Origin of the sequence: Ralstonia insidiosa (genome assembly GCF_008801405.1) — a bacterium.
GTDB lineage: Bacteria > Pseudomonadota > Gammaproteobacteria > Burkholderiales > Burkholderiaceae > Ralstonia > Ralstonia insidiosa.
Window position 1 is genome coordinate 1,151,874 of record NZ_VZPV01000001.1, and the last position, 25,716, is coordinate 1,177,589.

The window sequence follows — 25,716 nt, forward strand, 5'->3', positions numbered from 1 at the left end:
CAAATTCAAATGTCGAAAATTTCGACGAAGAGGCGAAATTGTAAGGGGTGGGCGCGGGCGCGCCAACGCCGATTGTTGCACTGCGTGGCGCCCGGCACGAATCGTTGCGCCGGACAAGGCGCGTGCGCATTGGCGTTAAGCGGACGCTTAACATCAAAAGTATAATCGTGCGTTTCCTACGAGCCACCCATGTCGCCCCCGACGCATCCGCGCTTGCGCGCTGCCGGCAGCCTTTTGCCGGACTATAAAAAAGAGACGAATGCGCCGCTTGAGGGGGCGTCATGGCACTAGTCCGCTGGGGCGCTGCGCTGCAACGCCGCTGGCAGGCCATCGATCCTGCCGAGCGGGCCGGTTTCTTCACCGGCATCCGCGCCTACGCACCGTCGCTGCCGCCGGTGTTCACCTGGGGCGTGGTGACCGGCGTGGCGATGAGCAAGTCGGTGCTGACCATTCCGCAGGCGATCGGCATGTCGATCTTTGTCTATGCGGGGTCGTCGCAACTGGCCGTGCTGCCGCTGCTGGCTGCGGGGCTGCCGATCTGGACGGTGCTGCTGACGGCGTTCATCGTCAACGTGCGCTTCATCATCTTCAGCGCGGGGCTCGCGCAGCATTTCGGGCATCTGCCGTTTGTGCGGCGGGTGGTGCTGGGCGTGTTCAACGGCGATCTGCCGTTTGTGCTGTTCACCCAGAAATATCCCTCCGCGGCGCCGGAGGCGGGCAAGGAAGGGTACTACTGGGGCATGGTCCTGCTGAGCTTCGTGGCCTGGCAGGTGTCGTCCATCCTGGGCATCGTCGCGGCGAGCCTGTTTCCTGATGCGTGGGGCCTGGCGCTGGCCGGGACGCTCGCACTGATTCCTGTCATGGTGTCGACCATTCGTAGCCGGGCCACCCTCATGGCGGTGGCTGTGGCGGCGGTGCTGGCGCTGCTTGCCTTCAAGCTGCCGTATCGATTGAGCCTGGTGATTGCCGTCACCGGCGCCATGGCTGCAGGCCTGGCCGCCGATGAGGCCGCCGCGCGCCTGCAATGGCAGCGCCGCCGCACGGCGCAGGCCGCACCCAAGGAAGACGAAGCATGAGCGCGCTGGAGATCTGGCTGGTCATAGCCGGTATGACGGTGGTGACGATTGTCACGCGCTCGCTGTTCCTGATCGTGGGCGACAAGGTTGCGTTGCCGACGCGTCTGCAGCACGCACTGCGCTTTGCACCGGCCGCAGCGCTCATCGCCATCGTGCTGCCCGACCTGCTCTGGAATCAGGGTCACTTCGATGTGACCTGGACCAACCCGCGCCTGATGGCTGGCGTTGCGGCCACCGCGTTCTACGTGGCGACGCGGCGCATGCTGGGCATGATTTTCGTCGGCATGGGGGTGTTCACTGTGCTGCGCCTCTGGGGATGACTGTGTCGGGCTCTGTTTCCACGCGCAACGGCGTGATCTTCGCGTTTCTGGCCTACACGATGTGGGGCCTGTTTCCGCTGTACTTCAAGCTGCTTAAGGCCGTGTCGCCGGTGGAGATCCTGTCGCACCGGGTGATCTGGTCACTGGCGGTGATGGTGGTGATCCTGCTCGTCAAGCGCCACTGGGCGTGGTTGTGGGCGCTGCGCACGCAGCCGCGCGTGGTGGGGCGCTACGCGGCCAGCACCGCACTGCTGGCGGCCAACTGGCTGACCTACATCTGGGCGGTGAATCATGACCATGTGCTCGACGCGAGCCTGGGCTACTTCATCAATCCGCTGGTGGTGGTGATGCTGGCCGCGCTGGTGCTGGGCGAACGGCTGCGGCCAGTGCAGTGGGTATCGGTGGCGCTGGCTGCGGCCGGCGTGGCGTGGCTGACCTGGCAGGCCGGCACGCTGCCGTGGATTGCGCTGGCGCTGGCGTTTTCGTTCGGCTTCTATGGCCTGCTGCGCAAGACTTCGCCGCTGGGTGCGCTGGAGGGGCTGACGCTGGAGACGCTGCTGCTGTTTCCGCTGGCGCTGGCCTATCTGGGCTGGCTGGCCGCGCAGCAGCAGAACGCTTTCCTGGCCGCGTCGCCCGGCATGCAGTTGCTGCTGGCGCTGGCCGGCCCGCTGACGGCGTTGCCGCTGCTGCTGTTCGGCGCCGGGGCGCGGCGCATTCCGCTTTCGCTGCTGGGGCTGTTGCAGTACGTGAGCCCCACGCTGCAGTTGCTGCTGGGCGTGTGGCTCTATAACGAGCCATTTGCCGGGCCGAAGGTGGCGGGCTATGTGCTGATCTGGGCGGGTCTTGCGGTGTATTCGGCCGAAAGCTGGATGCGGCTGCGCCGCCGCACGCCGCTGCCGGCTTAGACACCCGTCATTCGGCCTCGGCAAGATGGCGGAGCCCGGGAGGGCCCGTCAAAGGGGCGCGCCAAGAACGCACGTTTTGACCAGTCGCATCAGGTAAAATCGTCGTTTTCCGTGATTCCTCCTGTTGCCGCCATGCCTCACGTTCTGCGTCTGTCCGATCTCATCTCCGAAGGCAAGCTTGCCGGCAAGCGTGTGTTCATCCGCGCCGACCTCAACGTGCCGCAAGACGACGCCGGCAACATCACTGAAGACACCCGCATCCGCGCTTCTGTACCGGCCATCGAAGCCGCGCTGGGCGCCGGTGCTGCCGTGATGGTCACGTCGCACCTGGGCCGCCCGACCGAGGGCGAATTCAAGCCGGAAGACTCGCTGGCGCCGGTTGCCAAGCGCCTGGCGGAACTGCTGGGCCGTGATGTGAAGCTGGTGCAGAACTGGGTCGACGGCGTGGAAGTGGCACCCGGCCAGGTCGTGCTGCTGGAAAACTGCCGCGTGAACAAGGGCGAGAAGAAGAACAGCGACGAACTGGCCCAGAAGATGGCCAAGCTGTGCGACGTCTACGTCAACGACGCCTTCGGCACCGCCCACCGCGCGGAAGCCACCACCCACGGCATCGCCAAGTTCGCCCCGGTGGCCTGTGCTGGTCCGCTGCTGGCCGCTGAACTGGATGCGCTGGGCAAGGCACTGGGCCAGCCGGCCCGCCCGCTGGTCGCCATCGTGGCCGGCTCCAAGGTGTCGACCAAATTGACCATCCTGAAGTCGCTGGCCGACAAGGTGGACAACCTGATCGTCGGTGGCGGCATCGCCAACACGTTCATGCTGGCGGCCGGCCTGAAGATCGGCAAGTCGCTGGCCGAAGCCGATCTGGTGGGCGACGCCAAAGCCATCATCGAAGCGATGGCCGCGCGCGGTGCCTCGGTGCCCATTCCCGTTGATGTGGTCTGCGCCAAGGAATTCAGCGCAACCGCAGCTGCCACCGTCAAGGACGCAAAGGACGTGGCGGACGACGACATGATTCTCGACATCGGCCCGAAGACCGCCGCGCAACTGGCTGACCAACTCAAGGCCGCCGGCACCATCGTGTGGAACGGCCCCGTCGGCGTGTTCGAGTTCGACCAGTTCGGCAACGGCACCAAGGTGCTGGCCGAGGCCATCGCTGCCTCGTCGGGCTTCTCGATTGCAGGTGGCGGCGACACGCTGGCTGCCATCGCCAAGTACAACATCGCCGACAAGGTGGGCTATATCTCCACCGGCGGCGGTGCGTTCCTGGAGTTCCTGGAAGGCAAGACGCTGCCGGCCGTGGAGATCCTCGAGCAGCGCGCACAGAACCAGGCAACCACGGCCTGATTGCGCTTGACTTCGCGCTACCCCACAACACCAACGAGACACCGCCCATGACCCGCGCTACCAAGATCGTCGCCACGCTCGGCCCCGCGTCCAGCACGCAGGAAGTCCTGACCCGCATGATCTCGGCGGGGGTGGACGTGGTGCGGTTGAACTTCTCGCACGGCACCGCGCAGGATCACATCGACCGCGCACAGCTCGTGCGTGAGGTGGCGCGCTCGGTGGGCCGCGAAGTGGCCATCATGGCCGACCTGCAAGGCCCGAAGATCCGCGTCGGCAAGTTCGAGAACGGCAAGATCACGCTGAACCCGGGCGACCGCTTTACGCTCGATGCGCGTTGCGAACTGGGCAACCAGGAGCGCGCCGGCCTCGACTACAAGGAACTGCCGCGCGACGTCGGCCCCGGCGATCTGCTGCTGTTGAATGATGGCCTGATCGTGCTGCAGGTCGAGCGCGTGGTGGGCGAAGAGATCGAAACCATCGTCAAGATCGGCGGCGAGCTGTCCAACAACAAGGGCATCAACCGCCAGGGCGGTGGGCTGTCGGCCCCGGCGCTGACCGCCAAGGACATGGAAGACATCAAGACCGCGATGGCGCTGGGCGCCGACTACGTCGCGGTCAGCTTCCCCAAGAACGCCACCGACATGGAAATGGCGCGCCAACTGGCCGTGGTGGCCGGCGCACCGCACAACCACAAGCCGCGCATGATCGCCAAGATCGAGCGTGCCGAAGCCATCCGCCCGGGCGTGCTCGAAGAAATTCTGGCCGCGTCCGACGGCATCATGGTCGCCCGTGGTGACCTAGCCGTGGAAGTCGGTAACGCAGCCGTGCCGGCGCTGCAGAAGCGCATGATCAAGCTCGCGCGCGAAGCCAACAAGCTGACCATCACCGCCACGCAGATGATGGAGTCGATGATCGTCAACCCGGTGCCGACGCGCGCCGAGGTGTCGGACGTCGCCAACGCCGTGCTGGATGGCACCGATGCCGTGATGCTCTCCGCCGAGACCGCCGCCGGCCGCTACCCGGTCGAGACCATCGAAGCCATGGCAGCCATCTGCGTGGAAGCCGAGAAGTCGCAGCCGGTGCACCTGGACACGGACTTCCTCGAACAGACCTTCAGCCGCATCGACCAATCGATCGCCATGGGGGCGCTGTTCACGGCCTACCATTTACAGGTGAAGGCGATTGCCGCGCTGACCGATTCCGGCGCCACCGCGTTGTGGATGAGCCGTCACGGTATCAACGTGCCGATCTATGCGATGACGCCCAATGTGGGCTCGCAACGCAAGATGGCGCTGTACCGCAACGTGCAGGCGCTGCCGATGGCCACCAGCTCCGACCGTGACGAGGCGCTGCATCAGGCGGAAGAACTGCTGGTTGCGCGCGGCGTTGTGCAACGCGGCGACTTCATCGTCCTGACCGTCGGCGAGCCGATGGGGCAGGCGGGCGGCACCAACACACTCAAGATTGTCCGCGTGGGCATGCATTGACGCTCTGCATGTCCTGCACGAGGGAACACCGGTTGCTACGGTGTGCCTGAGAACCGAATACAGATCGACCCATAGGAGAAAACCATGCCACTCGTTTCCATGCGCCAACTGCTGGACCACGCCGCCGAAAACGGCTACGGCCTGCCGGCATTCAACGTCAACAACCTGGAGCAAGTCCAGGCCGTGATGGAAGCCGCCAAGGAAACCGGCGCGCCGGTCATCCTGCAAGCCAGCGCAGGCGCGCGCAAGTACGCCGGCGAGTCCTTCATCAAGCACCTGATCCAGGCCGCCGTTGAAGCCTACCCGGAGATTCCGCTGGTGATGCACCAGGATCACGGCCAAAGCCCGGCGATCTGCCAGGGTGCCATCGACCTGGGCTTCGGCTCGGTCATGATGGACGGCTCGCTGCGTGAAGATGGCAAGACCCCGGCCGACTTCGACTACAACGTCGACGTGACGCGCCGCGTGGTGGAAATGGCCCACAAGGTTGGCGTGACGGTGGAAGGCGAACTCGGCTGCCTGGGCTCGCTGGAAACCGGCATGGCTGGCGAGGAAGACGGCATTGGCGCTGAAGGCGTGCTCGACCACTCGTCGCTGCTGACCGATCCGGAAGAGGCTGCCCAGTTCGTCAAGGCTACCCAACTCGACGCGCTGGCCATCGCCATCGGCACGAGCCACGGCGCGTACAAGTTCTCGCGCAAGCCCACGGGCGACATCCTGGCGATCAGCCGCGTGAAGGAAATCCACGCGCGTATCCCGAACACCCACCTGGTGATGCACGGCTCGTCGAGCGTGCCGCAAGAGCTGCTGGCCATCATCAACCAGTACGGTGGCAAGATGAAGGAAACCTACGGCGTGCCGGTCGAAGAGATCCAGGAAGCCATCAAGTACGGCGTGCGCAAGATCAACATCGACACCGACATCCGCCTGGCCATGACCGGCGCGGTGCGCAAGTTCCTGGCCGAGAACCCGGACAAGTTCGACGCCCGCGAATGGCTCAAGCCCGCCCGCGAAGCCGCCAAGCAAGTCTGCAAGGCCCGCTACATCCAGTTCGGCTGCGAAGGCCAGGCCGGCAAGATCAAGCCGGTGGGTATGTCGGTGATGGCCGCTGACTACGCAAACGGCAAGCTGGCGCAAGTGGTGCAATAAGCATTTCGCGTCACATCTGGCAAACGGCTGGCATTGCGCCAGCCGTTTTGCATTGCACAGGCCACGTATAATGCTGGCCTTCCACGTTTTCTCATCCTCCACTGGGTTCCGTCGTGTCCGCTACCCCCGCCGCATCCTCCGCCCTTTACGAATCGTCGATCACCAGCCTGCCGTTGCTCGGCCGTGGCAAGGTGCGCGAGAACTACGCCGTCGGCGACGACAAGCTGCTGATGGTCACCACCGACCGCCTGTCGGCGTTTGACGTGATCCTCGGTCAGCCGATTCCGGACAAGGGCAAGGTGCTCGCGCAGATGTCGGACTTCTGGTTCAACAAGCTGCGCCACATCGTGCCGACGCACGAAACGGGCATCGCGCCGGAAACCGTGGTGGCCCCGAACGAAGTCGACCAGGTGCGCGGCCGCGCCATCGTGGTCAAGCGCCTGAAGCCGATCCTGGTGGAAGCTGTGGTGCGCGGCTACCTGGCCGGCAGCGGCTGGAAGGACTACCAGGCCACCGGCGCCGTCTGCGGCGTGCAGTTGGCCCCTGGCCTGCAGAACGCGCAGAAGCTGCCCGAGCCGATCTTCACCCCCGCCGCCAAGGCCGAGATGGGTGAGCATGACGAGAACATCTCCTTCGATGAAGTCGAGCGCCGCATCGGCCCGGACCTCGCCGCGCAGATCCGCGACGTGAGCATCCGCCTGTACAAGGAAGCCTCCGACTTTGCCGCCACGCGCGGCATCATCATTGCTGACACCAAGTTCGAGTTCGGTCTGGACGAGAATGGCACGCTCACGCTGATGGACGAAGCGCTCACCGCTGATTCCTCGCGTTTCTGGCCGGCCGATTCGTACCAGGTGGGCACCAACCCGCCGTCGTTCGACAAGCAATTCGTGCGCGACTGGCTTGAAGCCGTGCGCATCGACGGCAAGCCGTGGCCGAAGACTGCCCCGGCACCGGAACTGCCCGCCGACGTGATCGAAAAGACCGCCGACAAATACCGCGAGGCGCTGACCCGCCTGACCGGTCAGTCCCTGCGTTAAACCGGAGCGATGACGATGACTGCACAATCTGCTCCGCTCGTTGGCGTGGTGATGGGCTCCAGTTCCGACTGGGAAATCATGCGCCACGCCGTGGACATGCTCACCCAGTTCGGCATTCCGTTTGAGGCGCAGGTTGTCTCGGCACATCGCATGCCGGACGACATGTTCCGCTACGCCGAAGCCGCCCGCGGCCGGGGTTTGCGCGCCATCATCGCCGGCGCCGGCGGGGCAGCGCACCTGCCGGGCATGATTGCCGCCAAGACCATCGTGCCGGTGTTCGGCGTGCCGGTGCCGTCCAAGTACCTGCGTGGCGAAGACTCGCTGCTCTCCATCGTGCAGATGCCCAAGGGCATTCCGGTGTCGACGTTCGCCATCGGCGAAGCGGGTGCGGCCAACGCAGCGCTCGCGGCCATCGCCACCATCGCGACTACCGACACGGCACTGGCCGACAAGCTCGAAGCCTTCCGCGCACAGCAGACCGAAGTGGCACGCGGCATGACGCTGCCGGTGCACGGTGCCTGAGGTGCCTAAGCAACAGACGACCCCATTCATGGCCGACGACCTGAACCCGCGCCTGGCGCAAGCCCACACCGCGGAATCCCGCGCGCTGAACGTTCCCAACGCGATCCTGCCCGATGCCTGGCTGGGCATGCTGGGTGGCGGCCAGCTCGGCCGCATGTTCGCGCACGCTGCGCAAGCGATGGGCTACAAGGTTTGCGTGCTGGATCCGGATCCGAACAGCCCGGCCGGCACCATTGCCGAGCGCCACATCTGTGCCGGTTATACGGACGAGGCCGCGCTGGCCGAAATGGCGGCGCTGTGCCCGGCCGTCACCACCGAATTCGAGAACGTGCCCGCACAGGCGCTGGACCGCCTGGAGCAACTCGGCGCATTCGTTGCGCCGCGCGCCAACTGCGTGTCGATCACGCAAAACCGCATCGCCGAGAAAAAGTTCTTCGCGCTGTGCGCCGCCCGCACCGGCATCCACCCGGCACCGAGCTGGGTGATCGAGCACGAAGCCGACATCGAGCAGCTACCCGCCGACATCCTGCCCGGCATCCTGAAGATTGCCCGCATGGGCTACGACGGCAAGGGCCAGGCCCGCGTCTCCACCATCGACGAGCTGCGCGCTGCCTGGGGCGCCATGCAGCACGTGCCGTGCGTGCTGGAGAAGATGCTGCCGCTGGCGTACGAAGTGTCCGTGCTGGCCGCCCGTGCCGCCGACGGCACCACCGCCACCTGGCCGCTGGCCGAGAACGAGCATCGTGACGGCATCTTGTTCTCGACGATCATGCCGTCGCGCAGCGTGTCGGACGACATTGCCACGCGCACGCGTGCCGCTGCCGCGATGATCGCGGAAGAGATGGGCTACGTCGGCGTGCTGTGCATCGAGTTTTTCGTGCTGCAGGATGGCTCGCTGATCGCCAACGAAATGGCGCCGCGCCCGCACAACTCCGGCCACATCACCATGGATGTATGCGAGACCAGCCAGTTCGAGCAGCAGGTGCGCGCCATGGCCCGCCTGCCGCTGGGCAGCACGCGCCAGCACTCGCCGGGGCGTATGCTGAACGTGCTGGGCGATGTGTGGTTCGAATACGGTCTGGAACGTACGCCTGCGTGGCACGAGGTCATGGGCCACAGCGGCGCCAAGGTCCACCTGTACGGCAAGGCCGATGCGCGCCCGGGCCGAAAGATGGGTCACGTGAACTGCGTCGGCACGTCGCCTGAAGTGGTGGATGAAGCCTTCCGTCACGCCGCACACGTGCTCGGCTTGCAGCCGGATTAAGCGAGCACGCATCATCATGCACAAGTCGACCACGCCCTACGTTATGCCTTCGCGCGAGCGCCTGGATGAAGCCGCGCGCAAGCTGGAGGCGGGCGAGCTGGTCGCCTTCCCGACCGAGACCGTCTACGGCCTCGGCGCCGATGCCGAAAACCCGCAGGCCATCGCCAAGATCTACGCGGCCAAGGGTCGGCCATCCAACCATCCGGTGATCGTGCACGTGGTCGATGGTGCGGACATCTCCTACTGGTCCGACGATGTGCCCGGCATCGCGCTTCAACTCATCGAAGCCTTCTGGCCGGGGCCACTCACGCTCATTCTGAAACGCGCGCCGCACATTCCGGCTGCCGTAGCGGGTGGGCAGGACAGCATCGGGCTGCGTTGCCCGTCGCATCCGGTGGCGCAGGCGCTGCTCTCGCGGTTCAAGCGCGGACGCGGTGGCATTGCGGCACCATCGGCCAACAAGTTCGGCCAGGTCAGCCCCACCACCGCACAGCATGTGCGTGATGAATTCGGCGATGCCGTGTTCGTGCTCGAAGGTGACGGCGTTGACGTGGGCATTGAATCCACCATTGTCGATCTCTCGCGCCTGGACCAGGGCATCGGCCCGGTGCTGCTGCGCCCCGGTGCCATCACCCCCGAAGACATCGAGCGCGTGACCGGCGAGGTGCCCGCACTGCCGGATGCCGCAGCACCGCGTGCCTCCGGTACGCTGAAGGCGCATTACGCACCGCGCACGCCGCTGTATCTGCTTTCCGCAGCCGAAGTGCCCGTACGTCTGGCGTTGCAACCCGGCAAGCGCATCGTCTGGCTGGGTGCCCCCATGGCATTGCCGGCCGGCTGCGACCAGCAAGCCGCACCCGCCACGCCGGCGGCCTACGCCAACGCGCTGTATGCGCTGCTGCGCGAGCTCGATCGCGGCGGGTACGACGCCATCTGGGTAGAAACCCTAGCCGATACGCCCGCCTGGGCGGCCGTTAACGATCGCCTGCGTCGCGCCGCCGCCGCGTTCGAGACGAGCCTCTAATTCTTACGGGGCACGCGTTCGCCGTGCGCCCGGCAACCTCGCTACACTTGGTCGTTGTGTCGTTCCGCGTGCTTCAAACGTGCGCGGACAACGCACCCTACACATCATAAAAATTCCACACGGGAGACAGACCATGAAGTTGCGTCAATGGATGGGGCTCGCATCGGCAGCCCTCGCCTTGGGCCTGACCGCTTGCGGCGGCGAATCCGATCAGAGCGGTAGCAGCAATAGCGGCAACCCCAAGGTTCAGCGCATGGTGGTGTTCGGCGACAGCCTGAGCGACGCTGGTACCTACACGCCCGCCGCGGCAGCATTAGGTGGCGGCAGGTTCACCACCAACCCTGGTCCGGTGTGGGCGGAAACCGTGGCATCGCAACTGGGCGTGGCACTTACGCCGGCGGTGATGGGTTACGCAAACCAGGTGCAGACCTGCCCGAAACCCGGTTGCTTCGACTATGCGCAAGGCGGTTCGCGTGTGACCGACCCGAATGGGATCGGCCACAACGGCGGCGCAGGCGCGCTGACCTATCCGGTCAAGCAACAGCTCGCCAACTTCTACGCGGCCAGCAGCAACACGTTCAACGGTAGCGGCGACGTGGTGTTCGTGTTTGGTGGCAACAACGACATCTTCTATTGGGCAGCGGCGGTGGGCCAAACTGGCCCCGGCGGTGTCGTGATAACGCCGGCCATCGCCACCGCACAGGTGCAGCAGGCCGCGACTGATCTGGTCGGCTACATCAAGGACATGATCAGCAAGAACGCGACGCAGCTCTACGTGTTCAACCTGCCCGACAGCAGCCTGACGCCGCAGGGCGTGTCGAGCGGCCCGCAAGGCCAGGCATTGCTGCATGCACTGGTGGGCGTGTTCAACACCACGCTGCAAACCGGCCTGGCGGGCACTACCGCGCGCGTGATCGACTTCAACTCGCAACTGACCGCCGTGATCCAGAACGGCACGCAGTTTGGCTTCAGCAACACCAGCACGCCGGCTTGCGACGCGACCAAGATCAACGCACTGGTGCCGGGCGCTGGCGGCAGCTCGCTGTTCTGCTCGGCCAACACGCTGGTGGCAGCGGGGGCGGATCAGTCCTACCTGTTTGCCGACGGTGTGCACCCGACCACGGGCGGCCATCGCCTGATCGCCAGCAACGTGCTGCAACGCCTGTTGGCGGACAGCCTGATGCACTGATCCGGCTAGTCCCGATGTAAGCAAAACGCCCGCGCAATCGGGCGTTTTTGTTTGTGGCGATGACGCGTGGGCAGGCTTACTGCGCGGTTGGCGTGGGTAACGTTACCGCCAGGCGTGCCAGTGTTGCCTGCAGCGCATCGCTCTTCGGCCAGATCGCGAGGCCCTGCTTGAAGGCCTCCTGTGCTTCGTCGGTCCGACCGAGTCTCCACAACACTTCGCCCTTGTGTGCGAGACCTTCCGCGCGCGCATCGCGCACCGCGTCGTCGCTCACGCCGTAGCTGCCATCCGGCTGGTTGAAGATAGCGATGGAACGGTCGAGCCACGTGAGCGCCTCTTCACTGTGGCCCAGCCGGTAAAGCGCCCAGCCCTTGCTGTCGAGCGCGAACGGGTCGTCTGGGTGTTGTGCCAGATAGGCTTCGATCATGGACAGGCCACGCTCCACACGCAGCCCCGCGTCGGCGAGGTCATAGCCGTAGCCGTTGAGCTTGTCTTCTGGCACCGGGCGCAGATCGAGCGCGTAGTCGATGTGTTCGAGGTTGCGCTCGGCGATCGCCAGCGAAATCAGCTTGCGCGCAAGGCGGTTCTGAAAACCTTCGCTGAGCGTGGTGCCGTTGGCAGTCAGCGCACCGAGGTATTGCGTATAGAGCGCCGACGGGCTTTGCGCCGCGTCTGCATTGGCGATGGCTCTGCCCGGGCCTGCGCACCAGGCGTAGTCCTCGGGCGTGAACTGCATGTCGATATCGAGCTGGACTGCGCGCGACTCACGTGACTGTGCGTAGTACGAATAACCTCCCGCATTGGCACGGCCGCAGATCAGGTATTCGTCTGTCACATCCAGCAGGTACGGGTAACCGCCCATCGGGTCGCCGCTGGACGTGCCGACCAGATGGAAGGATTCACCAAATTCACCCTGGCCGATGACCGGGTTGAGTATCCAGCGCGCGGCTGGGTAGCGCTTGGGCAGGCGGACTTTGACCGTGCGCCCCGCGCCATCGGTGGTGCCGAAGATCACGCTATCGTTTTCGTCTTTCTTGGGCGGTTTGCCGGCGATGGTGTGGCCCGGTAGGAATAGGCGGTAACGCGCGTTGGGCATCGGCTTCCCGGTCGAGGGATCGGTCAGCACGAACTGATGGACCTGTGCGCCGCGGCCGAGCGTGGCTGTCGGGGCGACCCAATCGCGCGCGGCAGCAGGTACGGCAGAGCAAAAAAATGCCGCGCCAAGAAGCGCGGCTGACAGACGGGAAAGCATATTGTTGGGAGGGGGGCTGGCGAAAATTGCAACGCCCCATCATAGCCAAGCTGCTTCGCGCAGATGTTAAGAGTGCTTCATGTGGATGCTTTTGCAATCTGCTGCACGGCAAACCGGTACACCGCATCGACATCGTTGAGGTCGAGCACGGCAATGCCTGCCGGCACTTGCACGCCATCGGTGGCATCTGTCGCCACCGCGACCACGCCACCAATTTCCGGCCACAGCGGCGGACGGCCCAGCGAAGGGCGGAACACCTCGATCTTCGGGAACGTACTGCGCTTGTAGCCCTCCACGATCACCACGTCGGTCTCGGGGGACAGCAGTGCCAGCACGTCGGCCAACTCAGGCTCTTGTGCGGGGGCAAATTCGCGCATCAGCACGAGGCGCTCGCCGCCCACCAGCACCACCTCGGCGCTGCCGGCCGAGCGCATGCGGTGCGAATCCTTGCCCGGCGTGTCGAGATCGAAGCCGTGATGCGTGTGTTTGACGGCGGCCACGCGGCGCCCATCGCGCACGAAGCGCGCGATGAGTTGCTCGACGAGCGTGGTCTTGCCGCTGCCCGAGGTGCCTGTGATGCCGAGAATTGCCGCGCGTGGGTTCGACTGCATCATCGTGGCGCGCCCTGGTAGATCCATTGCAGCAGCGCGTCGTGTGCAGCCTGGCCGCCGCTCGCGTTCGGGTGGTTGATCATGCTGACGACAACGAAGCGCTCGCCATTTTCGCCTTCCACATAGCCGGCGATGGCGCGCACATCGTTGAGCGTGCCGGTCTTGATCTCGGCGTTGCCGGCCACGCCGGCGCGCGTGAGGCGGTTGCGCATGGTGCCGTCCACACCCACCACGGGTAGCGCGTCGCGCAGGATGCCGCCGTTCGGGTTCGCATCGGCCTGTTGCAGCAGGCGCCCCATGTTGCGTGCACTGATGCGTTCCGTGCGCGACAGGCCCGAGCCGTTTTCCAGCACCAGCTCCGGCATCGTCAGGTTCTGCTTGGCTAGCCAGCGGTTGATGACCTCGGTCGATTGCGGCACCGAGGCAGGCTTGCGGCCGATCTCCGCACCAATGGTGAGGAAGAGCTGGCGTGCCATCACGTTGTTCGAATACTTGTCGATGTCGTGCACGACTTCTGCCAGCGTGGGGCCGTAGTGCGTGGCCAGCAGTACAGCCTGGCGCGGCACCTTGCCTTCGCGCAGGCCGGGCGTGAAGCGTGTCGTGCCGCCCGCCTGCTGCCACAGCGCCAGGAAGCCGCCCCAGATGAAGTCGGCATGCGTGAGCGCGGCGATGTTGTAGACGCGTTCTCCACAGGCGGCAGCATAGCGACCGCCGAAGCTGGCGAGCACGTGGCCGTCGGTCTGCGTGGTGATGTTGGCGCCGGAGGCCGTCTTCCAGTCGCCGCAGCCGCCACGCGTGGTGCGCAACTGGTTGTCGATCTGCAGTTGCGCCAGCGGTGGTGACACGTCGATGTTGACCGCGCCGTTGCCGGCGTCCGGCGTGAGCGTGAAGGTGAGCGTCTTGAACGAATACAGCAGCGCATCGGGTGCCACGTTGTAGGCACGTCCGCTGTCGCCATCGAGCGGTGGCGCTTCAGACAGGCCGTTCTCGAAATACGTGCGGTCCAGCACGATGTTGCCGGCGAGTTCATCCACGCCGGCGCGGCGCACGTCGCTCACCAGTTTGACCAGCTCTTCGGGAATCAGCTTCGGATCGCCCTGGCCGCGCAGATAGAGGTTGCCGTTGAGCGTGCCGTTGATGGGCTGGTTGTCGGCATAGGCCGTGGTCTTCCAGCGGAAGTCGGGGCCCAGCAGATCCAGCCCGGCAAAGGTGGTCAGCAGCTTCATGGTCGACGCCGGGTTCATGCCCGCATCGGCGTTCCACTGCAGGATGGGGTTGGCGGTGCCGGTGCGGATCACGAACACGCTCACCGCATCGAGCGGAATATGCGCTCGGGCAAATGCCAGCGCCACATTGGCGGGCAACCCGGCGGGATTGCGTGCGGCCTGACGCTTCTGTGCTGCGGTGGCGGCGAAAGTTGCGTGGGCCACCTGGGCTTTGGGCTTCTTGGCATGCGCGATGGGCGTAGCCGCGAGGGTGAGGAGGGTTGCGCAGGCAAGTGCGCAGCGCGACAGGTACGGCAAACGGGTCGAGCGAATTCGGGCCATTGGGCGGGGGCAGAGTGGGGCACACGTGCGTGCGCCAAGTGCGGATGCAGGCATGTTAACGCAGTGGCCCCGCGCTTCGGACGACAAGCAATGCGGCATTCATCGTCCAATTCCTGGGGAATCATCGGCGTGTGACGGCGGGGTCATCGCGTGGGCAACCCTGCGCAAAGCAGTGATCAGCTTGGCGCGGTAGCATGACGGCTTTGCCGCGCGACGTTCGTGCGGCATGCGCATTCCTCGCCGTCCTCATGTCTTCCGAATTCGTGCAATCTGCCGGCGTGCTGCAGCCTCGCCGGCTACCCTTGTCAGCCCGCGCGGCGACGATGGCTCTTTTTTTCGTCAACGGCGCAACGTTTGCGACCTGGGGTATCCACATTCCCACCGTGAAGGCGCGCTTCGGGTTGTCCGAGGCATCGTTGTCGCTGGCGATGTTCATGGTTGCCTTTGGTGCCATCCTCTCGATCAAATTTGTGGGCCGCTGGGTGGCGCGCGTTGGCACGCAGCACGCCAGTGTGCGGGGCGGCATCGCGTTCAGCGCGATGCTCGCGTTGATCATGCTGATGCCCAGCTACCCGGCGCTGCTGGTGGCGCTCTTTCTGTTTGGCGTCAGCACCGTGGGGTTCGACGTGGCCATCAATGCACAGGCCACCACGGTGGAAGCCAACCACCACAAGCCGATCATTTCGTCTTTGCACGGCATGTTTAGCCTGGGCGGCATGGTGGGCGCAGCCGTGGGCGGCGTGCTGCTGGAGTTGGGGGTGCCGCCGGCCGTGCACTGTGGCGGCATGGCGCTGGTCTTGATGGCGACCGCGCTGTGCGCCGGGCCGTTCATGCTGCCCGATCACGTGCATGCGGAAGGCGAACCCGCACACCCGAGCACCGGCCGCACGCTGTTCGTGCTCGGTCTCCTGGCCTTCTTCGGGCTGCTGGGTGAGGGGGCGATGTACGACTGGACCACCGTCTACATGCGCGAGATTGCGCAATCGCCCGAGGCCGTTGCCAGCGCCGGGTATGCAGCGTTCTCAGGCGGTATGGCACTGGCGCGTTTCGGCGGCGATTTCGCCCGCGGGCGCTGGGGCAACATGCGCGTGCTGGGCGCCAGCGGTGTGCTGGCCACGGGCGGCATCCTGCTGGCGCTGCTGTGGCCGGACCCGGCGGCAGTGCTGGCTGGCTTTGCGCTGATGGGCGTGGGCGCAGCCAACATGGTGCCGATCTTCTTCATTACCGCATCGCGCCTGCCGGGCGTGCCGGCTGCAGAGGGCATTGCGGCGGTGGCGCGTTTTGCCTACGTAGGTTTGCTGGTTGGCCCGGTCATCATCGGGTTGATCGCCCACCACTCAGATTTGCGCTGGGGGCTGTCTGTGGTGGCTCTGACGATGGCGCTGATTGCCGTTGCGGGGCCGGGAGCAATCCGGCAGAAAGGCCAGAAGGGCTAGAAAGGGCTTAAGGGTCAACACTGATGTTGTGCATGTCGCCAAAAAAATAGGCACTTCCTGTGCGTTGACTTTCGCGTGCGCTTGCCATAGCGTACGACGAGGAGAGGGGGTTCTCCGATGTGGCGTCATGGTCAAACCGTGATTGACGGCACCGGAATATGTTCAAAATGAGGCTGCACGATGTGATCAGCCCAAACGACCCAGTGGAAAGGAGCTTCAGATGCCGTACAAACGTCTCAACCTCGTGGCAGCGGTTGCTGTCGTGGCAGCCATCAGCAGTGTGGCGCACGCGCAAACCGACAAGAAGTTCGACCCCTACAGCCAAGGCGCCAACGCCGACAAGAAGTTCGACCCGTATACCCAAGGGGCGAAGGCCGGCGACAAATTCGACCCGTATTCGCAGGGTGCCAACAAGGATGACAGCACCGCCAGCGCACTGAACCCGGGTGCCCAGCCGGCCAATGTCGAGAAGGGCAAGTACGATACGTACACGCAGGGTGCCAAGGCCGGCGACAAGTTCGATCCGTACAGCCAGGGTGCTCGCCAAGGTGATGCCACCAGCCCGTACTCGAAGGACCAGAACAAGCAGTAAGCCTATGCCGTTCAGGTTCATGAAGACGCCGATGCATCGCCAGGTGCATCGGCGTTTTTCTTTATGGGTTGCAGCCATGGTGGCCTGTGCGGCGCTGCCCGCGCACGCTGCCGGCCTGTGCACCGCGTCCTGGGTGCATGACGGTAGCCGCCTGCGACTGGACGGCAACGGCAAGACGCCGATGATCGTCGAGTTCACGCTGCACGACGTCAACCGCGACATCCAGGACGGCTGCGAGATCGGCCTGCACATCTACGCCAAGTCTGGCCTTGTGGCGCTCGGCGGTCGGCCCATCGAGACGGTGCAGGAGCACCAACTGCTGGTGGACGAGGCCGGCGTCGTCACGCGCGTGGTCAGCATCAATGGGCGTGTGTTTGCGCAAAGCGAGCATGCTGACCTGGTCGGCACCGTCAGCACGGCCATCTCCGGCATGTTTCTTTACGGCGCGGGTCTGGCACCCGAAGCCGAGATGCTGCCGGGCGATACGTACGAATCGAGTTTCGACTTTGATGTGGTATCGCCCCGCGTGGGGATTTCAGTCGGGCACATGCGCGCCGAGCACGCCAAGGTGGAGGTGTCCGAGCGTGAGGTCGGGCCACCGCAGCCGATGAACACCGTTGTCGGCATTCTGCAGTGCCGGCCGATCCGCTACACGCGTACGGCCACGCTGGGCGTGTTGAAGCTGGGCAATGAATCGCTCGAACCCGAGCCGACCGTGGCCCATCTGACCGATTGGTTCTGCCCGGAAGCCGGCGTGGTGATGCGTCAGGAGGTCGAGCAGCACGGCCAGACGCAGGTGATCGACGTGGTCGATCTCACGCGCTGAGCATCAATACCTGCTGCGACATCATTCAACGCTGCCGTCGAAGCGGTACACGCGCGCCACGGTAAAGGGCGCCTCGGGTTCTGGCTGCGTGAACAGCGCGATATTGTCGATGGACATGGTGGGCGGCAGCATCACGCTGCCGGCTTCCAGCGCGCGGTAGCAGGCCAGTTGCTCGGTATGGCCCAGGCGCCCGGTCAGCGTGATGTGGAAGGTGAACGTATCGAACACGTATGGATAGCCCCAGCGCTGCAGGTGGCGCTCCTGCGCGTCCGAGAGCCCGGCCTGGCGCCGCCGCGCAAGCTCGGTGGGCGGGGCCGGTGCGCGGAAGGTGTCGAACTCACGCACGCAGGCATCGGCGAACTGGTGGAGCGCATCGCGGGCGGGATCGCCGTGGCGCAGGCGCCAGGCCAGGAAGCCGCGCAGCGTTTGCAACGCCGGTTCGATCGTGAATGGGGTTTGCTCCAGCGCGAACCGGCGCAGCGCCGCATCCAGGTCATCCACGGTGCGTGTTTCTGCCAGGCGGAATGGCGGCTTGAAGGTGGCGTGCAGGCCGTAGTGGCGTGGGTCTGCGGTCCAGCGGTCGAGCGTGGTGAGGTCAATACGGGCGTCGCGGGCCAGCGGTTGGCGCGCATCGGTGTCGATCGGCCCGCCGTGCAGCGCGCAGCGGCCGAGCCAGCGGGTGCCCAGCGTGTACCAGGGCTCGGGCGGCAGCAGGTAGAGCGCGTATCGCCAGGCGTTGGGGAGCGCAGGCAACGGTTGCAGCGGTGCGTCCATCGGCAGCCAAGTCCTCAGGCGATAAGCGGCAGATGCCCGGTGGCGTGGCGCAGGCGGCCTCCCACCACGGCAGCCACCACGCGCGGCAGGCCGGGGCGGTGGTCATCGACCACGATGGCGTCGGCACGCAAGCCGGTGGCGAATCTGCCGCGGTCGGTCAGCCCCGCGGCTTCTGCCGGGTTGGCGGCCACCAGATCCCACGCCTGCGCCAGTGGCACGACGCCGCGTTCGGCCAGCTTGAACGGCGCGGCCAGCAGGGCGGGGTAGTAGTAGTCGGAGGCCAGCACCGTGCCCAGCCCGGCCGCCACCATGGCTGCGGCGTTGGGCGCGCCATTATGGCTGCCGCCGCGCACCACATTGGGGGCGCCAAAGACGATGTGCCCCCCGTGCGCACGCGCCGCGCGGGCCACCTCCTCGGTCAGCGGGAATTCAGTCACGGTGCAGCCGTGCGCGTGGAAGGTGTTGCGCGTGGCCACGTCCGGTTCGTCGTGAGAGGCCATGCGGATGCCGCGCTGCTGCGCCGCCCGTGCCAGCACGCCGAGCACCTCGTCGAGCTTGTGCACGTTGACGGCGGCGGTGTCCAGACGCGTGCGGAAGGTGTCGACGTCGCACTCGGCGCGGTCGGCGTATTGCGCGAGCTTGCGCGCGTCGCCCAGCTTGTCGCGCATCATCGGCAGGTGGTCATTGAACGAGAGGAAGTGCACGCGGCCTGCCGCCATCCAGGCCAGCGCATCGGCCACGCCGTCTGCGTGGTGCAACTCAAAGCGCAGGTGCATCAAATGCTCGGCACCCAGGTGCGGGCGCATGGCTTCGAGCGTATCGAGCATGCGCAGCGCATAGGCGTGGCCGCGCAGGCCACCTTCCCAGGAGTAGGTCACACCGTGGAATTCGGTGGTGATGCCGTTGGCGAGCAACTGGCCGTCCACATCGGCCAGCGCGGTGTCGTACGGAAAGGCCACGCCCGGGCGCGGCATGACGGCGCGCTCGAAGGCATCGCCATGCAGATCGACAATGCCGGGCAGCACGAGCAGGTCACCACAGTCGAGCATGCCGCGCGTCGGGTTGGCGTCACACGCAGCGATATGGCCGTCACGAAACTGGACCGCCGCTTCCACCAGCCCATCGGCCAGGAGCGTGCGGCGCGAAACGAGGCCGGCCAAGTGACCGACAGAGGACGAAAACGATTGCATGGCCCGTGCCTGAGAGAAAGTGTGCGCGTTTGCGGTGCTCGCGCGCATCGAAGTTGTGCCGGCATTGTGCCGCAACTCATGTGTCATTCGACCTGACCTCGGTCATTTGCACCACTCTGAAGAGGGGAGGACCATCCAAACGCCTTAACTTTCCTGACACGATGGTCGATAGCAAGAGAAACAGGCCCCCCAGCCCTATGGACGCCACTTCCGCAGAGCGGCCCGACCGTCCCGAACCGGATACGACCGGCCCGGACATGATCAGGCCGCTACCGCTTGCTGATGACCGCTACGAGGCGCTCGTCCGGCAGATGCCGGATGCGCTGTACATCGTGGCGGACGACATCATCGTTTTCATCAACGAGGCAGGTGTTCGGCTGTTCGGTGCGCAGCATGCCCGCGACATCGTCGGCCACGAGCTGGACGAGTTCGTGCATGGGGATTCGGTGCACCTTGCCCGCCAGCGCCGCGCGTGGATGGTGGCGCACGGCGCAGGCCTGCCGCCGGTGGAGCAAACCTTGCTGCGCTGCGATGGCACGCCCGTCGATGTGGAGGTGCTGTCCGCGCCCGTGCAACTCGGCTGGCGCACCGCCATCCAGGTGGTCGCGCGCGACATCACCCAGCGCAAGCAGGCCGAACAGGCCCTGCGTGACTCCGAAGCCAACTACCGCGCCCTGGCCGCAGAGACAGCACGTGCCAAGGAATTGTTGCGCTGCGAAAAGACCGTGCTCGAATTGAGTTCGCGCAACGTGCCGCTGTCTGACCTGCTGGCCGAGGTATGTCGGCTGGTGGAAGCGTTGCTTGACGACGGTGCGATGTGTTCTGTCCTGTTGAGCAGCGACAGCGAACATGTCACACAGGCCGTGGCGCCGTCGCTGCCGTTCATGCTCTCGCAGGTGCTGACCGGGCTGGCGATCGGGCCCGCGCACGGCTCGTGCGGCACGGCCATGTTCCTCAACAAACGCGTGGTGGTGGAAGACATCGACACCGACCCGCTGTGGGACGACTACCGCGACATCGTCCAGCCGCTCGGATTGCGTGCCTGCTGGTCCACTCCCATCCGTGGCGATAACGCGCAGATGATTGGCGCGATGGGCGTCTACTACGACACGCCGCGTGCGCCCACGCACGACACGATGGGCTTGCTTGACGGCATCACCGACATCGTCGGGGTGGCGATTCAGAAGGCGCACATCGCGCGTGAGCTGCAGGAAAGCGAAGAGCGCTACCGCCTGGCTGTCGACAACCTGACCGAAGGCATCGTCGTGCAGGCGGCCGACGGCACCATCCTCGCGTGCAACCCGAGCGCGCGGCGCATCCTGCGGGCGGGCAATGTGTCGCCGGTCGGCACCAGCCACCTTGCGCTGATGCGCCGGTCCTTGCGCGAAGACGGTAGCGAGATTCCCTTCAACGAGCGGCCCACGCACGTGGTGCTGAGCACCGGCCGCCCGCTGCTGGGCCTGACCATCGGCCTGGAACTGGTGGATGGCGATGTGGTGTGGGTGCACGAGAACGTGCTGCCCATCGCACGCCCCGGCGACGATGCGCCCACCGCCGTGCTCATCTCGTTCAACGACATCGGCCCGGCACGTCAGGCCCAGCAGCAGCTCAAGTTCCTGGCGCAGCGTGATGCGCTGACCGGCCTGTACAACCGCGCCTATTTCTCGCAGCGCATGCAGGCCGTGCTGGACGAGGCGGCCAGCGATGGCCGTCAGGTGGCTGTGCTGTTCCTGGATCTGGACGGCTTCAAGAAGGTCAACGACACCGCCGGCCACGAAGCGGGCGACCACCTGCTGCGCATCGTCGCGCAGCGGTTGTCGGCCTGCGTGCGCCAGAGCGATACGCTGGCGCGCCTGGGGGGCGACGAGTTTGTCGTGCTGCTCGACAACGTGCGCTCGCTGGGCGAGGCCGAGCGGCTGGCCCAGCGCATCGTCGAGGCCATCGCGCAGCCGTTCTCCACCAGCGGCACGGAGTACTACCTGGGCGCGTCGATCGGCATTGCGGTGTATCCCGAGCACGGCAGCGATGCCGCCACGCTGCTGCGCTGTGCCGATGCCGCCATGTACAACGCCAAGCAGAATGGGCGTAACCAGCATCGCGTGTACACCGCGCGGCTGTCGCAGCGGGCGCAGCGGCGCTTTCAGCTTGAGTACCACCTGCGCCGCGCACTGGCGGCAGAAGAGTTGTCGCTGCGTTTCCAGCCCATCGTCGATGCAACGTCAATGGAGATTGTCGGCGCAGAAGTGCTGTTGCGCTGGCACAGCACGGAGTTGGGCGAGGTGTCGCCTGCCGAGTTCATTCCCGTGGCCGAGGACTCCGGGCTCATCGGCGTGATTGGCGAGTGGGTGCTGGGGCAGGCATGCCACCAGGCCGCGCACTGGCGGGCCACCTGCATGCCGAACTTCTTCGTGGCCGTGAACCTGTCGCCGCGCCAGTTTGGCGAGGGGCTGGTGCCGACCATCTCGCGGTGCCTGACCGAAGCCGGCCTGCCCGCGTGCGCATTGGAGATGGAGATCACCGAAGGCCTGCTCATGCGCGACACCGCCGCCGTGATGCCCGTACTTGATGCGCTCACCGCGCTGGGCATCCGCATCTCGATCGACGATTTCGGCACGGGGTATTCCTCGCTGTCGTATCTGCAGCGCTTCCCGATCGACAACCTGAAGGTGGACCGCTCGTTCGTCTCGGGCATTCCGCGCCACCGCGATTCGGTGGTGATCTCGCGCGCCATCGTGGCGATGGCGGCGTCGCTGGACATGACCGTCACCGCCGAGGGCGTCGAGACGCTGGAGCAGGCCGAGTTCCTGCAGGCCGCTGGCTGCGACAAGCTGCAGGGCTTCCTGTTTGGCCCGCCCATGACGGCGGCTGCCTACGAGGCGCGTTTGCGCCGTAGCCGCGCCGCGCAGGCATGATCTAGCCGTAATGCCAGCGTAAGTCTGGGCGCGTAGCGTCTCTCCAGCGCGCATCCGCCCGCGCCGATATGCCCCATAGAGGGTTGCCCCGCCACCGTTGCGAGGGCGCATAAAACAACGACCTTGGAGACCACTGCACGTGAAGCCATTTGCCTGGGGCCGCGGCCCAAAAGCCTCTTCCGAACTGATTGCCCGCATTGCCGAAGAGGCCGGCCGCGTGGGCATGGGCATCTGCGAGGTGTCCGGCAACGTGGAGGACGTGGCCGTGCGCCTGCGTCGCCAGGCCGATGTATTCGAGCAACTGCGCAGCGCTGCTGACGCCACCATGCGCGGTAACCACGACATTGCCGTGGCCGCGCGCCACGCGCGTGAAGTGGCGTCGCACGCCAGCGAAGAGGTGCGTGATTCACGCGCCACGGTGGATGCCTCGTTGCGCGACATCCGCGAACTGGCGATCGGCGTGGCCAGCATGGAGCAGCAGATTGCTGCGCTGCGCGACGCGCTGGTGCAGGTGGCGCAGGCGTCGGAACAGATTTCGCAGATTGCCAAGCAGACCAACCTGCTGGCCATCAATGCCGCCATCGAGGCGGCGCGTGCCGGGGAATCCGGTCGCAGCTTTGCCGTGGTGGCAGGCGCAGTCAAGCAGCTCGCCGGCCAGACGGCAGAGGCCACGCAACGTATCGAGACCACGCTGGCGGATTTGTCTGGCCAGACCGACAAGCTGATCGGTGACAGCAGCACTAACGTGGCACGTGCACAGCGTGTGGATGCCGGCACGCAGGCCATTGGTGCGGTGATCGGTGTTGCGGGCGAGGCCATCGCACGGTTTGACGCCGAGGCCACCAGCATTGCCGACTCCACCGCCGCGATTGAAGACGAGTGCGCTTCGCTTGCCCACGAGGTGGAGGCCATGGCCGAGGGTGTCCGGCAATCGAGCCAGAACATCGACAACGCGCGGCAGCAGCTTTCCGGCCTTCTGGCGGTATCGGAAACGTTGATTCGCCACACGGCCGCTACCGGTGTGCAGAGTGCCGATACGCCGTTTATTGATGCCGTTCAGGCGACGGCGCGCAGGATCGGTGCGCTGTTCGAGTCGGCCGTCGCGCGTGGCGACATCAGTGAGGGCGATTTGTTTGACCGCGCATATCAGCCTATCGCTAACACCGACCCGCCGCAGCATCTGGCGCGCTTCACGGCGTTTACGGACCGCGTGTTGCCTGCGCTGCAGGAGCCGCTGCTGGGGCTCGACCCGCGGGTGGTGTTTTGTGCGGCGGTGGACACTAACGGCTATCTGCCGACGCACAACCTGAAGTTCTCGCAGCCACAGGGCAGTGACCCGGTGTGGAACGCGGCCAACAGCCGTAACCGGCGGGTGTTTGCCGATCGCACGGGGTTGGGGGCGGCACGCAATACCGAGGCGTTCTTATTGCAGACGTATCGGCGCGATATGGGGAACGGCGCGTTTGTGATGATGAAGGATGTGTCGGCGCCGATCTATGTGAACGGGCGGCACTGGGGTGGGTTGAGGATTGGGTACAAGGTGGCGGGGTAGCCGGCTTGTGCCACGATTCGCTGGCGATGGATGTTGGTGGTGCATCCCGCGTTTCGTCCCCTGCCGGGGCCGACTCACTTTCTCTGTCTTGCCAGAGAAAGTAAGCAAAGAGAGGCGCGCCCGAGATGGCGACTTCCCCTTGAATTTATGTAACCGGGCGGAGAAGGAGGCAAACTCGCTTCGCTCAGACAGGCCTCCTTCTTTTTTCCGCCCGCTTACAGAAATTCAAGGCGCCATCTAGGGCAGGAACGTCAAAGGCCAAACCATCGCGGCGTATGGGTTGGCGCCGCGATAGTTTCCCTGGTGGTTTGCTCAGTGTTTGCGCGTGCCTACGATGACCAGCACGGCGGCACCCAGTTCCAACACGGCGACGAAGTACAGGCCGGCCGAGAGGTGGCCGGTGCTCGTCTTCAGCCAGCCGATCATGTACGGGGCGACGAAGCCGGCCAGGTTACCGATCGAGTTGATGAGGGCGATGCCGCCTGCGGCTGCGGTGCCGGCCAGGAACACTGCCGGAATCGACCAGAACACCGGGAATGCCGCCAGGATGCCGATGGCTGCCACGGTGAGCGCAACCAGTGCCAGCACCGGTGTGCCCAGCGTTGCGCCCGTCGCGATCAGGCCTGCGCTGGCGATGATGGCGGCGATGGCGCAATGCATGCGGCGTTCACCTGTGCGGTCTGAATGCATGCCGTTCCACACCATCGCGATCGTGCCGGCGATGAACGGAATGGCGCTGATCAGCCCGATGTGGAAGTTGCCCTGTACACCCAGCTCCTTGATGATCGACGGCGTCCAGAAAGCGATGGTGGCGTTGCCGCTGACCACGCAGAAGTAGATTGCCGCGCAGATCCACACACGGGCGTTGGACAGTGCCGCACCAAACGACACGTGCTTGGCCGGATCGCGGTTTTCTGCGTCGATGGAGCGGACGACGGCTTCCTGCTCCGCATCGGAGAGCCACTTGGCCTGGCGTGGCGTCTCCGGCAGCCAGGCCAGTACGGCAAAGCCGGCCAGCACCGAAGGAATGCCTTCCAGCAGGAACAGCCACTGCCAGTTGGCGAGGTGGCCGACGCCTTCCATGGTGCTCATGATGAAGCCCGCCACCGGGCCGCCCACCACGCCTGCAATCGCAAACGAGGTCATGAACAGGCCGTTGATGCGCGCACGGTAGGCCGAAGGGAACCAGTACGTCAGATACAGCACCACGCCCGGGAAGAAGCCGGCTTCAAAAATGCCCAGCAGGAAGCGCAGCGCGTAGAACGAGGCCGGCGTTTTCACATAGATCATCGCCATCGAGGCCAGGCCCCAGAGGATGGTGATGCGCGCCAGCGTCTTGCGTGCGCCGATCTTCTCCAGCAGCAGGTTGCTCGGCACTTCAAACAGGAAGTAGCCGATGAAGAAGATGCCGGCACCGAGGCCATACACCGCTTCGCTGAACTGCAGGTCCTGCAGCATCGACAGCTTGGCAAAGCCGACGTTGACGCGGTCGATCCACGCGAGGATGAACAGGAAGACCAGGAACGGCACCAGCCGCCATGCGATGCGGCGGTAGGTGGCGTCCAGCACGGTGCCGTGGGGTGGGCTGCTGGCCGGGTCCGTGCGGTCGGCCGGCAGGGCTTGGGTTTGCGACATGGTTTCCTCCAATAGCGTGCAAGGGCGTCTGCGCTTTGTTGTCAAAACGCAGGCGTGAGTGGGGCCGGACGC

At 65.4% G+C, this 25,716-nt stretch carries 22 protein-coding genes; 16 read left to right on the top strand and 6 right to left on the bottom strand.

The window, feature by feature from the left end:
• The first annotated feature begins 281 nt into the window (after positions 1–281).
• The 11 genes from F7R11_RS05590 to F7R11_RS05640 all read left to right on the top strand — a co-directional run bounded on the left by F7R11_RS05590 (position 282) and on the right by F7R11_RS05640 (position 11,320).
• On the top strand, positions 282–1,076 hold the full coding sequence (locus tag F7R11_RS05590; protein WP_064801798.1) for an AzlC family ABC transporter permease: 795 nt from the start codon (positions 282–284) through the stop codon (positions 1,074–1,076).
• Entirely contained in the window at positions 1,073–1,396 is a 324-nt protein-coding gene (locus F7R11_RS05595; protein WP_064801800.1) for an AzlD domain-containing protein, read from the top strand. The genes F7R11_RS05590 and F7R11_RS05595 overlap by 4 nt, the downstream gene beginning before the upstream one ends.
• Complete coding sequence (gene rarD, locus F7R11_RS05600; protein ID WP_064801802.1) at positions 1,393–2,301, top strand: EamA family transporter RarD; 909 nt, start codon at positions 1,393–1,395, stop codon at positions 2,299–2,301. The genes F7R11_RS05595 and rarD overlap by 4 nt, the downstream gene beginning before the upstream one ends.
• Positions 2,302–2,433: 132 nt before the next feature.
• A complete protein-coding gene (locus tag F7R11_RS05605; protein WP_048934104.1) occupies positions 2,434–3,645 on the top strand; it encodes a phosphoglycerate kinase in 1,212 nt (403 codons plus the stop codon).
• A gap of 47 nt (positions 3,646–3,692) precedes the next feature.
• A complete protein-coding gene (gene pyk / locus F7R11_RS05610; RefSeq protein ID WP_021196626.1) occupies positions 3,693–5,132 on the top strand; it encodes a pyruvate kinase in 1,440 nt (479 codons plus the stop codon).
• Between the two features lie 84 nt (positions 5,133–5,216).
• Entirely contained in the window at positions 5,217–6,281 is a 1,065-nt protein-coding gene (gene fba / locus F7R11_RS05615) for a class II fructose-bisphosphate aldolase (protein WP_021196627.1), read from the top strand.
• A 113-nt stretch (positions 6,282–6,394) separates the two neighbouring features.
• Entirely contained in the window at positions 6,395–7,321 is a 927-nt protein-coding gene (locus F7R11_RS05620) for a phosphoribosylaminoimidazolesuccinocarboxamide synthase (RefSeq protein ID WP_031329886.1), read from the top strand.
• Positions 7,322–7,336: 15 nt separating this feature from the next.
• The gene (gene purE / locus F7R11_RS05625) at positions 7,337–7,843 is read left to right on the top strand and encodes a 5-(carboxyamino)imidazole ribonucleotide mutase (RefSeq protein ID WP_031329887.1); all 507 of its coding nucleotides are present in this window, start codon (positions 7,337–7,339) and stop codon (positions 7,841–7,843) included.
• 28 nt (positions 7,844–7,871) lie between these two features.
• Positions 7,872–9,107, top strand: a complete 1,236-nt coding sequence (locus tag F7R11_RS05630; protein WP_064801804.1) for a 5-(carboxyamino)imidazole ribonucleotide synthase — start codon at positions 7,872–7,874, stop codon at positions 9,105–9,107.
• 16 nt (positions 9,108–9,123) lie between these two features.
• A complete protein-coding gene (locus F7R11_RS05635) occupies positions 9,124–10,131 on the top strand; it encodes an L-threonylcarbamoyladenylate synthase (protein WP_064801806.1) in 1,008 nt (335 codons plus the stop codon).
• Between the two features lie 133 nt (positions 10,132–10,264).
• On the top strand, positions 10,265–11,320 hold the full coding sequence (locus tag F7R11_RS05640; RefSeq protein ID WP_021196632.1) for an SGNH/GDSL hydrolase family protein: 1,056 nt from the start codon (positions 10,265–10,267) through the stop codon (positions 11,318–11,320).
• A gap of 76 nt (positions 11,321–11,396) precedes the next feature.
• On the opposite strand, the gene F7R11_RS05645 is transcribed toward F7R11_RS05640, so the two are convergent.
• The 3 genes from F7R11_RS05645 to dacB all read right to left on the bottom strand — a co-directional run bounded on the left by F7R11_RS05645 (position 11,397) and on the right by dacB (position 14,727).
• On the bottom strand, positions 11,397–12,569 hold the full coding sequence (locus F7R11_RS05645) for a tetratricopeptide repeat protein (protein WP_064801808.1): 1,173 nt from the start codon (positions 12,567–12,569) through the stop codon (positions 11,397–11,399).
• Between the two features lie 77 nt (positions 12,570–12,646).
• Positions 12,647–13,183, bottom strand: a complete 537-nt coding sequence (gene mobB, locus F7R11_RS05650; RefSeq protein ID WP_021196634.1) for a molybdopterin-guanine dinucleotide biosynthesis protein B — start codon at positions 13,181–13,183, stop codon at positions 12,647–12,649.
• Positions 13,180–14,727 carry a D-alanyl-D-alanine carboxypeptidase/D-alanyl-D-alanine endopeptidase gene (dacB, locus tag F7R11_RS05655; RefSeq protein ID WP_064801810.1) on the bottom strand — a complete coding sequence of 516 codons (1,548 nt, stop codon included), beginning with the start codon at positions 14,725–14,727 and terminating at the stop codon, positions 13,180–13,182. Before dacB ends, mobB begins: the two co-directional genes overlap by 4 nt.
• Before the next feature lie 248 nt (positions 14,728–14,975).
• Here dacB and F7R11_RS05660 point away from each other — a divergent pair, with 248 nt between their 5' ends.
• The 3 genes from F7R11_RS05660 to F7R11_RS05670 all read left to right on the top strand — a co-directional run bounded on the left by F7R11_RS05660 (position 14,976) and on the right by F7R11_RS05670 (position 17,581).
• Positions 14,976–16,163 (top strand): MFS transporter, encoded by a 1,188-nt coding sequence (locus tag F7R11_RS05660; protein WP_064806168.1) that lies wholly within the window; start codon positions 14,976–14,978, stop codon positions 16,161–16,163.
• Positions 16,164–16,383: 220 nt separating this feature from the next.
• Positions 16,384–16,755, top strand: a complete 372-nt coding sequence (locus tag F7R11_RS05665) for a hypothetical protein (protein WP_021196637.1) — start codon at positions 16,384–16,386, stop codon at positions 16,753–16,755.
• Between the two features lie 19 nt (positions 16,756–16,774).
• Complete coding sequence (locus tag F7R11_RS05670; protein ID WP_374754718.1) at positions 16,775–17,581, top strand: hypothetical protein; 807 nt, start codon at positions 16,775–16,777, stop codon at positions 17,579–17,581.
• A gap of 21 nt (positions 17,582–17,602) precedes the next feature.
• Here F7R11_RS05670 and F7R11_RS05675 read toward each other — a convergent pair whose 3' ends face one another.
• Both F7R11_RS05675 and F7R11_RS05680 read right to left on the bottom strand, forming a co-directional pair.
• Positions 17,603–18,355, bottom strand: coding sequence for a DUF1045 domain-containing protein (locus F7R11_RS05675; RefSeq protein WP_064801812.1), 753 nt, complete (start codon positions 18,353–18,355; stop codon positions 17,603–17,605).
• A gap of 14 nt (positions 18,356–18,369) precedes the next feature.
• A complete protein-coding gene (locus F7R11_RS05680; protein WP_064801814.1) occupies positions 18,370–19,545 on the bottom strand; it encodes an alpha-D-ribose 1-methylphosphonate 5-triphosphate diphosphatase in 1,176 nt (391 codons plus the stop codon).
• Positions 19,546–19,742: 197 nt separating this feature from the next.
• Between F7R11_RS05680 and F7R11_RS05685 the strand changes: the two genes are divergently transcribed.
• Both F7R11_RS05685 and F7R11_RS05690 read left to right on the top strand, forming a co-directional pair.
• Positions 19,743–22,457: a sensor domain-containing protein gene (locus F7R11_RS05685; RefSeq protein ID WP_064801816.1), complete on the top strand. Its 2,715-nt coding sequence runs from the start codon at positions 19,743–19,745 to the stop codon at positions 22,455–22,457.
• A 139-nt stretch (positions 22,458–22,596) separates the two neighbouring features.
• Positions 22,597–24,009, top strand: a complete 1,413-nt coding sequence (locus tag F7R11_RS05690) for a methyl-accepting chemotaxis protein (protein WP_064801818.1) — start codon at positions 22,597–22,599, stop codon at positions 24,007–24,009.
• 312 nt (positions 24,010–24,321) lie between these two features.
• Here the strand turns inward: F7R11_RS05690 and F7R11_RS05700 are convergent, their stop codons facing one another.
• On the bottom strand, positions 24,322–25,644 hold the full coding sequence (locus tag F7R11_RS05700; protein ID WP_064801820.1) for an MFS transporter: 1,323 nt from the start codon (positions 25,642–25,644) through the stop codon (positions 24,322–24,324).
• Between the last annotated feature and the right edge of the window lie 72 nt (positions 25,645–25,716).

Bases quoted from the DNA above. Each gene is read 5' to 3' on its own strand.
- F7R11_RS05670 (WP_374754718.1), top strand. From the start codon at position 16,775: ATGAAGACGCCGATGCATCGCCAGGTGCATCGGCGTTTTTCTTTATGG.
- pyk (WP_021196626.1), top strand. From the start codon at position 3,693: ATGACCCGCGCTACCAAGATCGTCGCCACGCTCGGCCCCGCGTCCAGC.
- F7R11_RS05665 (WP_021196637.1), top strand. From the start codon at position 16,384: ATGCCGTACAAACGTCTCAACCTCGTGGCAGCGGTTGCTGTCGTGGCA.
- F7R11_RS05675 (WP_064801812.1), bottom strand. From the start codon at position 18,355: ATGGACGCACCGCTGCAACCGTTGCCTGCGCTCCCCAACGCCTGGCGA.
- F7R11_RS05680 (WP_064801814.1), bottom strand. From the start codon at position 19,545: ATGCAATCGTTTTCGTCCTCTGTCGGTCACTTGGCCGGCCTCGTTTCG.
- F7R11_RS05640 (WP_021196632.1), top strand. From the start codon at position 10,265: ATGAAGTTGCGTCAATGGATGGGGCTCGCATCGGCAGCCCTCGCCTTG.
- F7R11_RS05660 (WP_064806168.1), top strand. From the start codon at position 14,976: ATGTCTTCCGAATTCGTGCAATCTGCCGGCGTGCTGCAGCCTCGCCGG.
- fba (WP_021196627.1), top strand. From the start codon at position 5,217: ATGCCACTCGTTTCCATGCGCCAACTGCTGGACCACGCCGCCGAAAAC.
- F7R11_RS05595 (WP_064801800.1), top strand. From the start codon at position 1,073: ATGAGCGCGCTGGAGATCTGGCTGGTCATAGCCGGTATGACGGTGGTG.
- F7R11_RS05685 (WP_064801816.1), top strand. From the start codon at position 19,743: ATGGACGCCACTTCCGCAGAGCGGCCCGACCGTCCCGAACCGGATACG.
- rarD (WP_064801802.1), top strand. From the start codon at position 1,393: ATGACTGTGTCGGGCTCTGTTTCCACGCGCAACGGCGTGATCTTCGCG.
- purE (WP_031329887.1), top strand. From the start codon at position 7,337: ATGACTGCACAATCTGCTCCGCTCGTTGGCGTGGTGATGGGCTCCAGT.
- F7R11_RS05645 (WP_064801808.1), bottom strand. From the start codon at position 12,569: ATGCTTTCCCGTCTGTCAGCCGCGCTTCTTGGCGCGGCATTTTTTTGC.
- dacB (WP_064801810.1), bottom strand. From the start codon at position 14,727: ATGGCCCGAATTCGCTCGACCCGTTTGCCGTACCTGTCGCGCTGCGCA.
- F7R11_RS05635 (WP_064801806.1), top strand. From the start codon at position 9,124: ATGCACAAGTCGACCACGCCCTACGTTATGCCTTCGCGCGAGCGCCTG.
- F7R11_RS05700 (WP_064801820.1), bottom strand. From the start codon at position 25,644: ATGTCGCAAACCCAAGCCCTGCCGGCCGACCGCACGGACCCGGCCAGC.
- mobB (WP_021196634.1), bottom strand. From the start codon at position 13,183: ATGATGCAGTCGAACCCACGCGCGGCAATTCTCGGCATCACAGGCACC.
- F7R11_RS05605 (WP_048934104.1), top strand. From the start codon at position 2,434: ATGCCTCACGTTCTGCGTCTGTCCGATCTCATCTCCGAAGGCAAGCTT.
- F7R11_RS05590 (WP_064801798.1), top strand. From the start codon at position 282: ATGGCACTAGTCCGCTGGGGCGCTGCGCTGCAACGCCGCTGGCAGGCC.
- F7R11_RS05630 (WP_064801804.1), top strand. From the start codon at position 7,872: ATGGCCGACGACCTGAACCCGCGCCTGGCGCAAGCCCACACCGCGGAA.